Below are 12526 nucleotides of genomic sequence, written 5' to 3'. Positions count from 1 at the left end.
CCCCTTACTCCATTCCCTCTTCGTATGAATCACTTAACTTCTGCTATGACCATACCGTCCAGCGACTTTTGCAGACCATATGTTGCAAACGCTGAAATAAGGTGTTATATTAATTGACGTATCAATCATTGATGCGTCAATTATCATCAAGCTATCATGCTCAACTGACTGTATGTTGTCATGCTTGTAGATATATGACTGAGTTTCTATTCATATTGCCCCCGGGAGGCATTTTTCATGACACGCAAGGAATTAGAAGAGGAGCAAATACTGAATCTGCTCATCGGATTAACCAATAAAATAAGTCCCAAGTTCGAACGCTGTACCGGAATCAGCTCTACTCGTCTCGCGATCTTGCAAATCCTTTGCGAATGCAACGAAATCAATCAGTCCCAGCTACAAAAGCACATCAATATCGACAGTGCTGCCATTACACGCCACCTGAAGCAACTGGAAGTGGATGGCATGGTGACCCGACACAAAAATCCAAATGATAACCGCGAAACCTTCGTTCGTCTATCCGAAGAAGGACATCATCGGATTGAAGGGTACAAAAGCGAGAAACGAAATTTTATCCAGCAGATTCTGGAAGGCTTCAGCGAGGATGAAACGCAGGTCTTAACTGATTTTCTCAAACGGATGCAAAACAACATTTGATTGTTCCAGAAAGGAGTCTTTTTACATGAAAAACACCGTACAAAGAACAAATGATTTTCGTGAAATCACGTTTGGTCGTCGTTCTGTCAAACTTTATGATCCTGAAATAAAAATCAGCCGCGAGGAAATGATTGAAATTTTAGCGGGAGCCACACGTGCTCCATCCTCAGTCAACATGCAGCCTTGGCGCTTTGTGGTGATCGAAAGTCAAGAAGGGAAAGAAAAGCTTGCAGAGCTAGCACGCTTCAACAAGACGCAGGTACTCACCTCTTCCGCCGTCATTGCCGTATTCGTCGACATGAATAATGCAGAATATATGGATGAGATATTTGGAAAAGCTGTCGAGCTCGGATACATGCCGCAGGACGTGAAGGACATGCAGCTGAAAGCCGTAAAGCCTTACTACGCCAATCTACCAGCTTCTGACCTGCGCGACGTCAATTTTATCGATGCCGGGCTCGTATCCATGCAATTGATGCTGGTTGCCCGTTCATTCGGCTATGACACGAACCCGATCGGCGGCTATGAAAAGGATCAAATAGCTGAAGCGCTGGATTTGGACAAGGATCGCTATCAACCGATCATGCTGATTAGTATCGGGAAAGCAGCCAAGGAAGGATACCCCTCTTACCGTCTCCCTGTTGAGACAGTGACAACCTGGAAATAATTCAAATTCGTTGGAAGAAAGGGAAAAAACCATGCTTATTATACATGCCCATCTGCAAGTAATACCCGCACAGGAAGAAGCCTTCCTTCAAGCGGCCAAAGCCCTGGTTGCCGCAAGCCAAGCGGAAGAAGGAAATGTGGGATACACCCTTCTGAAAAGCACAGAGCAAGAATATCACTACACCATGGTAGAAAAGTGGAAGGACGCTGCCGCAGTAGCAGCCCACAATGCAAGCGCTCATTTTCAGGCTTTTGTGAAGCAAGCTCCCTCCTTTTTTGCAGCAGCTATGGAGTTGGAAATATTCGCAGGAGAGCCTGTGAAGTTGTAATTTGTGATGCACAAAAAAACAGCAAGGTTGGTCCTCCGATCAGCCTTGCTGTTTTTTTGTCCAGCCTTACATGAAATGGGTAATAGGCACTCGCCAACTATTTGTTGACAGCGCTTTCATTATCCCTTACATTAGTAACCAATATAATATTTTTGTGATGGAGATCAGGAGATTCACAATATTTCATTTGGTATGGTTTAACCTACCAATGGAATTTGTGGATCTTTTTTTCATCCAAATGGAGGAGGAACGACATGAAAAAACTAGTTACATCCCTGGCAGCCGCTCTCGCTATTACAACAAGCTTTGGAAGCGTATCCTTTGCCGAAGCGGATAAGATTGTCATCGCCCACCGCGGAGCGAGCGCATACTTGCCGGAACATACGCTACCCGCAAAAGCGATGGCTTACGCGATGGGAGTCGACTACATTGAACAAGACGTGGTCATGACAAAGGACAACAAACTACTCATCATGCACGACCATTATTTGGACAGCGTAACCAATGTAGCAGAGGTCTACCCTGATCGAAAACGAAAAGACGGCAGGTACTACGTTATTGATTTCACTCTTGACGAGATCAAGAAACTGAAGACAACAGAGGTCTTCACAGTGGAAAACGGCAAACAGGTACAAGATTATCCGGATCGCTTCCCACTCTGGAAATCCAACTTCAGTGTTCACACTCTGGAAGAAGAGATTGAACTGATCCAGGGTATGAACAAAAGCACAGGTCGTAACGTAGGGATCTATACGGAGATCAAAGCTCCCTGGTTCCACAGACACGAAGGAAAGGACATCAGCCTCGCAGTGCTGCAGGTGTTGAAAAAGTACGGCTATGTGTCCAAGAATGACAAAGCGTACATACAGACTTTCGACCCCAATGAAGCAAAACGGATTCGCACGGAACTCTATCCACAATTGAATATGAACGTGAAGCTTGTACAGCTCATGGCAGAAACCGGCTGGAACGAAACCATGAACTATGAAAACGGTAAGGCCGTTCCCTACAACTACGATTGGATGTTTGAAAAAGGGGCGATGAAAGAAATTGCGAAATACGCAGACGGCGTAGGGCCATGGAAGCCGATGATCATCAAAGAAGAGTCGACGAGAGACCACCTGATCATTACCAATCTTGTCAAAGAGGCTCATGAAGCTGACCTGGAAGTGCATCCATACACCTTCCGAGCGGATAAAGGACAAATCCCTGCCTATGCAGCAAGCTTCGAGGAGCTGCTCGATCAGTTCTACTTCACAGCAGGAGTTGACGGGGTGTTTACAGACTTCCCTGACCGTGCCGTTGATTTTTTACGAAAAGCGGAGTACCAAAGCAAGATGTCCCAGTCCCAGGGTACACAGACCGCAAAGTAACTTGAAAACACCTCTTTAACACTAAAACGCCGGTATCTTGTAAGCTAAGGATTACCGGCTTTAATAATTGTGATTCTTTTTGGGACATAGCAGAGATACTATGGACCACTCAGGAGAAGGTCGAGCTAAACGCATCTATATACCTCCGGGTGGGAAGCTCCCAGCTCTATCGAGGCATTCGCCATAAAGCAACTTCTGCGACGCGTATATTCGATGACCTTGTGAAAATAGGGCAGTAGAAACCGTTAAACCCCGCCTCGACTCTGATAGAGCTTGTGGTGGGGTTTGGCACATATTTTTTAATAGATGGCTAGAAAATAAAAATAAGCCGAGGAAAAACAGATGTGCATATCTGAATTTCACTCGACTTATTAACAAGACTTTAATCGCAAAGAAAACTATATACTCTTTACCAAGTCTAATGTAAATTTACTTACTCTAATGTCAACGAATAGCCGCATCTTCCCTTGCATCTTTCAGCTCCTTACGTTCACGGGCTAGTACGCCTTGGTTGTGTTGTATAGTTCCCATCAATACGGACGCTGTAAATCTTCAATGTAACGGAGTGCTTCCAGCCTTGAGTGTCCGTCCTTCTGATCGGCTAGCATTTCAAGCTGTTCAGCTTGATCTAATGAGCTACCGCATTATCAGTCCGCCCCGACCGTTTTAACTCTGCCGCCTGCTCCCGCGAGTCCTTAGCCCGCTGGCAATAGTCCCGCTCTCGTCCATAAGCTGTCCATAGTCTACTTGTGCCTGGGCGATGGAACGCACCGTTTCCTCTATCTCTTGTTCCACTACTTCCGTTACTACCTGTTCACGTTTTGCCATTGTCTGTTCATCCCCTTAGATTTTCCTGCATGCAAAAAAGGCTCACCCCCATTACAACAAGTGGAGAAGCCTTCTAAGTGTTTGGTCAAGTTTATATAATAAAGTTTGTAAAGTGTGTACGTTGTAATGTGTACAGTGTACGACCCTTCTTGCAAGAAGTAAACCCAGTAATTAACACAATCGTTTTAATCTACAGATATAGCTACTATCAAGCACAATTTCTTTTCTTATGGTGTGTACCATCACTTGTGGTACGGTTCTCCGCTCGTCACTAACTGGTAAAGCGGTATTTATGAGTCCATCGTCTTCTATAAACCAGAAGACGATGTTTTGATACTCTTTCTGTCAGCTTACATATGGATTCCTTTATGAGGAACTGCGATCATATGAAAACTTCCCAAACAACAAGTTTGTTGCATGATTCAGTTTTTAACCAGAATTTCCTTATCAAAAAAAACGATTGATGTGATTTCCTTGTCATTGATCACATTTTCAAACGTTTTAACCGTAAATAATTGAGTGCCATTCTCCGTCAAATGCAATCCGTTAAACAGGCCTTTCGTTTCCGATGTACCGTCCTGGTACTTTATCGTGATTGGGTAGTTATCCAAGTATTGATCAGCGCCAATTTCCTTTAAAGAGCCAGCAGCTTCGTTAATTTCATTCATTGAACTGCTCTCAATCTTTAACGAAATCGAAATCGGCGAGACGGAGATCGTTTTAAGTACCGCCCCATAACCAAACATGGTAATGTTTTTGTTGACTTCATAAGGAGTAGAGTACTCCTTGAAATCCAGCTTAAAATCTGTTTCCCAAACGCCTGGTATGACCGATGTAAAAATGCCTGGAAACGGATCTGCCGCTTGTAAATCTTTGAGTTGTAAATGAACGTTTTGACCGGCTATGGAATTTTTCGTCATGATACTCATAACCAAACTAATTTTGTTGTCACTCCGGTTGCCATCGTCAAGCACTTTAAATCCCACGCTCTGAAAGTTCTGATTTGTCGTTATGTCGTTCTCCAAAAAGCGGTACCGCGCTGCGTCTAATACCGTACCCTCCGGTGCAGAAAAATCCATTAAAATATAGGTCAGATTACTGTCGCCGATCACTTGCTTAATTTTAAGCGTCCCATTCTTGTTTTTTACCTGTTTATCAACCACATAAGAGCCATTTGACAAATATTCTGCCTGCTCATGATTTACTGGATTAAGAAATCTCATAAACGTTTCATCCAATCCCATATATGCCGCTGCAAAAGCAGTTGTGGCTAAACAAACCATCAACATGGCTGCCAATACTGCGGGTCTTAAACGTTTCGCAAGAGTATATCCCCTGTGCCTTTTATTTTCATCCTTGCTTTGCACTAAAATGTTATGAAACATCTTTTCTTTTTGTTCAATATTGGGCGTAAGGGCTTCGAAAAGCCAATTAATATTTTTGTTACTCAAGGAATTTCCCTCCTAAGTCAATTTTAAGGCGCCTACGACCTCTGGATAGTTGCGTTTGAATCGTGCTTTCTTTGTATCCCAACATCTCTGATATCTCTTTTACCGTGTATTCCTCGAAATAGTACAGATATAAAACGGTTTTGTATTTTTCGGGAAGTGAAAGCAGTCTTGCAAGCACCTTCCCCGATGGTTCATCGCCATTCCAAGAAAAAACCTCCGGTAAAGTGTCTAAAGCAACGCGGCGGGTTTTCCACCAATGTTTAAGAACATCTTTACAGTAATTTCTGGTGGTTACCGTCAACCACGCTTTTTCATGCTCGTAGTCATTGAAAACCATTTGATATTTGAGCAGTTTTAGAAATACAGATTGAACAGCGTCTTCTGCATCAACGGGATTTTTCAAATAGATATAGCATAGCCTGTAAACTTGATCTACATGCCGTTGATATAGTTCAGCCAATTCTTTATCCGTACGCAATAAAGAATTGTTCTCCATTTTTTCGCCTCCTGCATATAACACGATTGGTGACTCGAAAAAATCTCATTACTGTTAAATTTTTTTACAGTACGCAATTGTTGTTTAGTTCCAACACAAGTTTATCAATTCTATTTTACGGATAGAGAAGCAGAGTAAGCGTCAATTAGCCCCCACCTTGTCTCGTCGCGTTTGCAAATCACAAAAAACGAGGAGGAGAAAGGCGAGGTAGATTCTTTCCTTGACAGGAACCTCCAATCGGGAAAGCTGAACTTCGCAATTGCCAAAGTCGCCTTCGTTCCGTTTGTGTAGAAAAAAAATCCTCCTCAAATCATTCTGAGGAAGATTATCTCAAGTTTTATAGGTCACCATAGATGTGAAATATTTGACAATTACTTATCCAGGCAAGTGCAGCTACTTGAGTATTTTCTCACTCCCAACACACAGATGTGCCAAGTATTTTCGCTCCCATTTGCAGATTTAGTTTTGCTACGTCAACGTTCAGTTCCTGCTTTACCACTATTTGTAATAAGGCTCTCGTAATAACTTGCTTATGTAGTAACTGTCTAGTACAATCTCGTGTTTAATATGTTTTACCATCACTTGTGATAAGGCTCACCGCACATGGTCTTAAACTATTCTCCTGGTTTAGCGTAATGACGCCTCGTCAGTCTAAAACAATATTTTCGAGGTCTAGCACTTTATTTTCCAGTCTACAACACTATTTTCTTCGAACAATAGTCATAAAACAACACTCGAATTCGCTCCCCTAGCACTGGCTAACAGGCCCTTCTTAATAAACAGTCCCGATGACCAAACAAAGCATCATCGGGACTGTTCTAGTAGTTCCACACATTTTTTACTGGTTCCAGACTTTCTTTACTGGTTCCACACTTTTTTATCATTAGACTGTTCAATGACATTAGAGTTGTTAAATGAAAAATGTTATAACATCAAGGTTTCACCTATTTAATTCGCTAATAATATTTACATTAGAGTTGTTAAATAAATATCACTCAAATGCCCACTCTTCTTATGATTACATTAGAGTTGTTAAATATCTAAATCATAAGAAGGACACTAAAGCAGATTTGTGAGTGAATCATCCTTCGATTTAAAAAATCAAGATCACCTTTAGGAATCGACAGTCCCAGGTAATTCCTGTCGTATGTAGAAGAATTGTATTCATCATTAATGAGTGGTCTTATTTAACATAAGCTCTCCTGGAAATACCACTCTTCTAATCCCTTTCTTCCGTCCCCAAGCGCAGTCGTGGAATCACCTTGTAGATAAAGATTGCTGTAAGGAAAGCAAAGATTAAGCCACTAAACCAATAAAACCATATTATACTTACAATATTCAGTAAAAAATATATGATTATGAATCCCCAGTTTGTCATTGAATGTCTAAATCTTTCTCCATAGATCATATCCACAATCCCAATAAAGGTAAAAAACAAAAAGATTACCGCTAACGCATTTATGATAATTAAAACTGATGACAATAGATCTGCCTGGCCCTGTATAAACCACCCAACAATTAAAATTGTTAAACCAAACGTGGCATACACAATAATTATTAATACAGGCTTAAATACAATTGCAAATAATCTACTTGGTAGTTCAATAATATCGAACAAGCTATCTCTAATTGAGTCCTTGGCTAACATAGATTGTTTTAGCTTTAATTGAACTAACTCTTTCCTAATGAGATCAAGTGATTTTTCCAGTTGGTCATTTGCTAAACTTGTCATAAACTTAGATATCTTTCGATGTAAGTTATTAGATAATTCTAGATAAGAGTTACTAAAAACATCGAAAAGTTCCTTTTCTAGATCATTTCGTTCTCCTCCCCTCCCCTGTAGATATTTCACAATACTTACTTCAAGTTTTCCATATGCAGTAATCCGCTTTTCAAGAGTGTCTAGACTTGCTTGTTCTCTCTGGTGGATGTTTTTACTTATCTCTTTGTATAACCATATAAACAAAAACATACCCCCTATTAAGGAAAGAATAATAACGGGATCGTTTCCTAAAAAGTTCTGCAAGGCTTGCATAACAATTCCTATTGGGTTTAGTGATGTATTCATATTTAATCCTCCAAATTCCATACTCAATAAAATCAATGTTCAAATCTAAAATACTTAGTTATTGCTTCGAATAGGAAAAACAAATTCATCAGAACGGAATGTCATAAACTATCGATCCCGTTATTTTCAAAACTTCTCCGTTCATAAGTGACTATCGAGCTTCTAGTTTATGGATCAGGAGATTTGGAATACAAAATAATTAACTGTTTACACGAAAAAGCCGCCTTTGATAAAAGGAGGCCTGACTATCATATTATGTAATCGGTAATTCACTTTCTGTATCATCATCCAAGGGTTGTAACAAATACGTGTCAGCCCCGAGGTCAAGTGCTAATTCGGTATCGCTCACACTTCCTTTTTCAGACGACGCAATAATCACTTGAAACTTCCCTTGATATTTCTTCTCTAACTCTCTAAAAAGATCAATAAAACAATTAAACGTTTTGATGTCCAGATTTTGTTGTCTTGGTTCGTCCATGAGAAGGAGTAAAGGGTGTTGAACTGAATCCTCATAATTCAAAGCGGTCTCAAGCAAAGCAACATAGTATGATAAGATAATCCTAATCAATCCGCTGCTTGAAGTAAGATAATAAAGATTCCTCCCCTCCAATTTTGGCAAGTAATCAAATCTGTCAATTGTTATCTGCCCATATATCTTCTCAAGATCATCATCTAGGGAAACGGCATCTTTCTTTTTCTCTTCTTTAATTTTCTTTTCATCGAGACCGAGTTTTAGAAAGCTTAGGTTCTTTAGATTTGTTTTAAACGTTCTCTCAAAGAACTGGATTTTCTCCTCGTCCTTCTCTTTTTGCTTTTCAATGCCTTTAATGTAAGCCCTTTTGTCTTTAATATCTTTTTCTAGATCTTCTTTTTCTTTCAGGAGTTTCTCAAATCGCTCGATAATTTCTTTGTCTTTGTTAAGATGGGTAATCGAATTTTGAAGCTTTCCTATTTGCCGAGCGTGGAAATTGTATTCCTGGAGATTCCGTGGCTTTAACTTATCTTCAAAGTCATCCATCATCCTTTTTAGCTCCGCTTGCTCTAATTCCGCCAAAACAACTTTATTGTAAAGTTCCTCCTTATCTTTCTCCTTAATTTCTTTTAGTCGGTTAAAGTCCCTCAACTCATCTTTTAAATACCCAAGATACTGCTCGCTTTGTGCTTGAGGTATTGATTTGAAGGGACTACCACATAATCCACAATTACCACTCTCCAATTCATCATCAACATCGATAGAAAGAGCATTAAGACAACGCGGACATGAGCTCACAGGTAAAATACCCACAATCTTTTTTGCAGTTTTAAGCTTATCGTTCTTTTCAATGTCATTCAAAATCTTGTTAATAAAGAAATTGTACTCTTCGATTTCCGTTTCAAGGGATTGCATCTCTTCCCGATGCCTTCTCGCTTTCATTGAGGAAATCCTGAATTTATTCCGAATTTCAGAAAAAACATTATTCCTTTCTGAACTGCCCGATTCCAACCTTTCAATGCTTTGCTCATGATTTAATATTTCAGTTTGCGTTCGGGCGATCTCATCCTCAATTAGCTTGGTGTCTTTTAGAGCAATCATTCCGATAACATCATTGATATCATTTAACGAAGTTGTTTTCTGTTTCAACAGTGACAAAAGTTTTTCCAACTCGTGTCTCGCTGTAATTACTTCAGTCCCAGAAAACTGAAGAAGAACTTCGAAAGCTGTTTTTTTAATATCTTTCAGTCCGTATCTAGGATTTATCGCTTGAATGTCATACCAAGCCTCTTGCTGTATAACAAACAAAGGCATCAGATTCTGAATGTAGAACAACAGCTTAACATCGCCAGTTGACTCAGAATCTTCGCCACTTGTTTCAGATTCGCTCTCTGTTATTGGGGTAATGTCCATAAAAGAAAATAAAAACTCTTGATAAGTTTCGTTTCCTTTTATGTTCTTGTCTTTACGCATTTTGTAGAAAGCTCGTGTCTTGCTTTCATGTACCAGCTGCTCCAAGTTAGAACTTTTCTGAAGTTCTACACCCGAAAAAACGCATACAGGATCGTTCCAATCTAGCGCGTTACGCGCAACTACAACCCTAGTCCCTTTGTTGGATAGCTGCAAAAAAACATGAGCTTGAATAACTTTCCGCTTGTAATGTATTCTAAATAAATCCTTGAAACTCAAAATATCATTTTGACGCGTTCCATATAAATCTTCACCCTTAAGAGCAAAAATTACGCTTTGGATAAACGTCGATTTTCCCAATGTGTTCTCGCCATAAATCATACTGAACTCTTTTATGGTCCCATCAGTATCTCTAAACGGAACAAAACGAACGTACAGTTCCTTTTCTGTTTCAACCCTTATTAGAACGGATTCAATAAACACTATCACTCACCCCGTAATAACCCAAAATAAGAGATGGAAATTCCTTTTGCACATATTTTTCAATATAATCATTAGTAGCATTTGAGGGGAAAATTTTGTTAATGGTTTCCATTCTCATCTTCCATTCTTTCTCGACTTCCACAATTTCATCAGCCTTTTCCGCCCCAAGAGGTGTTAGGCTTATCAAAAACGCTTTTTGGCTTTTTGAGAAATAATCATATTTTACGTCAATTAACTTTTTGCTTATCATATAATTGAAAATCGAATCATACCGGTGATCCCACGGTCCTCTTATATACCTGATCATTGGCGAAAACGCCATTTTTTTCTCATAATCGTTAAGATTTATATAAGATGCAAGATATTTTTTGTTGCTTTTATCGATTGCTTTCATGAGGTAAAATGGATATCTAATCAAGAAATCAAAGAATGAAAACTTCCTCCTCCCATATATTGTAGGGTTCGAAAAAAAACCATCACGCTTAGTCCCACATATCCGCAGCAAAAGTAATATCCGATACGCATGGAAATCGTAATCATCGTCTGGATCTATGTAAGCAGTGCGCAAATGTGGCGGTACGGTCTCCATCTGAACATTATTATTGATTAACGCATCAAAGAATTGGTTGATCTTTTTTATGTCATCGTTATTCATACCCTCACCCTTTATTGTTCCACTTCAAATGGCATTCTGCGGCCATTTGGTACATTTGACCATACACAACCGTTTCGTTAATCTCAATTTTGCTCATTCGACTTTGTTCCTTGGCAAGTAATCTTAAATCATCCTGAAATTCCTTCCAAAATAATCTAGAATTGAACTGGGTAGCACCTTCCTCACCATTATGGATGACAGCGTTTGTGCAACGAATTTGTACGATCTTTTCTAAGTTCTTAACAATACTATGCTGATGGTGTTTGTTACCTAGCTTCAACTTTTGCAACAACAATAGATAGTTGCATCGCATCTCAGTGGCTATTGCTATTATTTTGTTTTCGTTTTCTATATCTTGAAATTCAATCTTTTTTATCTTAGATTCCAATTTACTTTGCTTCTCAGGATCGCTGTCTAAAATTTTCTTCACCTCATCCTCATCAGCAGTAGGTGGGAAAATCATCGAATCCTCTGGTTGAGGAGTTATTTTCTCGCTAATGAAATCAATTTTATGCTCTAACGTGTTAAGTTGTGTTTTCACCTCATCGAAACCCTCGTCTATTTTTACTCCTAAGCCTTCAATTTTCCCAATGAATTCACGATCTATGCAGCCTCTCAGCTCTTCCTCGGTTTCTCGAAATATTTCTTCGAGCAGCTCACGATCCAAGGTTCGGGAGTCAGCATTATCCTCCGCAGATCTGAAAAATATTTCAGTCAACAATCTCTCAAAGTACAATGCGACTTGCTCTTTGTTGGGTATTATTTGCCCAAGCAAAGTGATCGTTTCTGCTTTAAGCGATTGAAGAGCTTTATCTGGATCTTCCTTTTCAAAAACCCACTCTATCCTTTTTACAAAATCCAGTAAGATCTCCACATCATCGAGTTTTTTAAGAAAACTCTCCCCAAGTTTTTTGACAGATTCATACTCCGCTTTTAACGTTTCTAATTCCTTTGCGTTTCTCCTTTTCGCTGCCGTACTTTTAGGTTGTTTAGCCTCAAGTGTCTCAATTTTGGGTAAGATGCTAGATAAAGTAGAACGAATATTGTCATTTGCACTATCTCGCAAAATTTGTTGGGTTTTCACAACCAGCTTTGCAAGCAACTCTACGTTCTCCTCATTTAGTGGCTGTGAATTTATCCATTCGTTTAACAGCTCGTCCCTACCGGAAGGTTTTGAATTGGTTTCGAAGATAAATTTCCCTTTATATTCTTCGTAACATAAGTACAGCACAAAAAAATTATATAGTGTCTTAGTAAGTTCACTGCCACTTAGGTTGAAAGAAGAAGAATAACTTTTAACTTGAGTCCATGTAATACTTTTGTTCACATAGTCAAATTGCTTAATATCGTCCTCTACTTCGCAATAAACTATAATATCTGACTGGTCTCGATAGTTAACCAACCATTGAAACAAGGTCTTAATATATTGATACACAAAACCACGACTGGTGCCTGGGGCATCAGTGTTTTTTTTGAAAATGAGCAACTCCTGAGACATTGTGTACTCTCCTTGCCCCAATGAAATGTTTGGTCATACTTCCAAAGTATAGTAGTTTTTACTCAACTCGGAAATAGTTTTTTACCGCAGTATTACATCTCGGGTGGATTTTGAGTCCATGACATTCCTTTGAGATTTAC

General features: G+C 39.6%; 11 protein-coding genes. 4 read left to right on the top strand and 7 right to left on the bottom strand.

The window, feature by feature from the left end; translation table 11 throughout:
- Nucleotides 1-237: 237 nt before the first annotated feature.
- The 4 genes from ACUUHJ_RS01920 (at nucleotide 238) to glpQ (ending at nucleotide 3025) form a co-directional block, all read left to right on the top strand.
- Nucleotides 238-657 carry a MarR family winged helix-turn-helix transcriptional regulator gene (locus ACUUHJ_RS01920; RefSeq protein WP_472298132.1) on the top strand — a complete coding sequence of 140 codons (420 nt, stop codon included), beginning with the start codon at nucleotides 238-240 and terminating at the stop codon, nucleotides 655-657.
- Nucleotides 658-682: 25 nt separating this feature from the next.
- The gene (locus ACUUHJ_RS01915; protein WP_142498826.1) at nucleotides 683-1324 is read left to right on the top strand and encodes a nitroreductase family protein; all 642 of its coding nucleotides are present in this window, start codon (nucleotides 683-685) and stop codon (nucleotides 1322-1324) included.
- A 31-nt stretch (nucleotides 1325-1355) separates the two neighbouring features.
- On the top strand, nucleotides 1356-1652 hold the full coding sequence (locus ACUUHJ_RS01910; protein ID WP_289675707.1) for a putative quinol monooxygenase: 297 nt from the start codon (nucleotides 1356-1358) through the stop codon (nucleotides 1650-1652).
- A 254-nt stretch (nucleotides 1653-1906) separates the two neighbouring features.
- Entirely contained in the window at nucleotides 1907-3025 is a 1119-nt protein-coding gene (glpQ, locus tag ACUUHJ_RS01905; RefSeq protein WP_289675706.1) for a glycerophosphodiester phosphodiesterase, read from the top strand.
- 666 nt (nucleotides 3026-3691) lie between these two features.
- Here the strand turns inward: glpQ and ACUUHJ_RS01900 are convergent.
- The 7 genes from ACUUHJ_RS01900 to ACUUHJ_RS01870 all read right to left on the bottom strand — a co-directional run bounded on the left by ACUUHJ_RS01900 (nucleotide 3692) and on the right by ACUUHJ_RS01870 (nucleotide 12386).
- Nucleotides 3692-3853, bottom strand: coding sequence for a hypothetical protein (locus ACUUHJ_RS01900; RefSeq protein WP_289675704.1), 162 nt, complete (start codon nucleotides 3851-3853; stop codon nucleotides 3692-3694).
- Between the two features lie 422 nt (nucleotides 3854-4275).
- Nucleotides 4276-5304, bottom strand: coding sequence for a hypothetical protein (locus ACUUHJ_RS01895; protein WP_289675702.1), 1029 nt, complete (start codon nucleotides 5302-5304; stop codon nucleotides 4276-4278).
- Nucleotides 5297-5800 (bottom strand): RNA polymerase sigma factor, encoded by a 504-nt coding sequence (locus ACUUHJ_RS01890; protein ID WP_289675700.1) that lies wholly within the window; start codon nucleotides 5798-5800, stop codon nucleotides 5297-5299. Before ACUUHJ_RS01890 ends, ACUUHJ_RS01895 begins: the two co-directional genes overlap by 8 nt.
- A 1219-nt stretch (nucleotides 5801-7019) precedes the next feature.
- Complete coding sequence (locus ACUUHJ_RS01885) at nucleotides 7020-7868, bottom strand: hypothetical protein (protein ID WP_472298131.1); 849 nt, start codon at nucleotides 7866-7868, stop codon at nucleotides 7020-7022.
- 253 nt (nucleotides 7869-8121) lie between these two features.
- The gene (locus ACUUHJ_RS01880) at nucleotides 8122-10233 is read right to left on the bottom strand and encodes a hypothetical protein (protein ID WP_232774536.1); all 2112 of its coding nucleotides are present in this window, start codon (nucleotides 10231-10233) and stop codon (nucleotides 8122-8124) included.
- A complete protein-coding gene (locus ACUUHJ_RS01875; RefSeq protein ID WP_232774537.1) occupies nucleotides 10223-10888 on the bottom strand; it encodes a hypothetical protein in 666 nt (221 codons plus the stop codon). The genes ACUUHJ_RS01880 and ACUUHJ_RS01875 overlap by 11 nt, the downstream gene beginning before the upstream one ends.
- Nucleotides 10889-10892: 4 nt before the next feature.
- Nucleotides 10893-12386 (bottom strand): dsDNA nuclease domain-containing protein, encoded by a 1494-nt coding sequence (locus ACUUHJ_RS01870; RefSeq protein WP_106783269.1) that lies wholly within the window; start codon nucleotides 12384-12386, stop codon nucleotides 10893-10895.
- Nucleotides 12387-12526 lie beyond the last annotated feature (140 nt).

It is taken from the genome of Brevibacillus schisleri (assembly GCF_055685845.1).
Note: the sequence above shows the minus strand (reverse complement) of the source record. Positions and strands in the feature narration are given on the sequence as shown.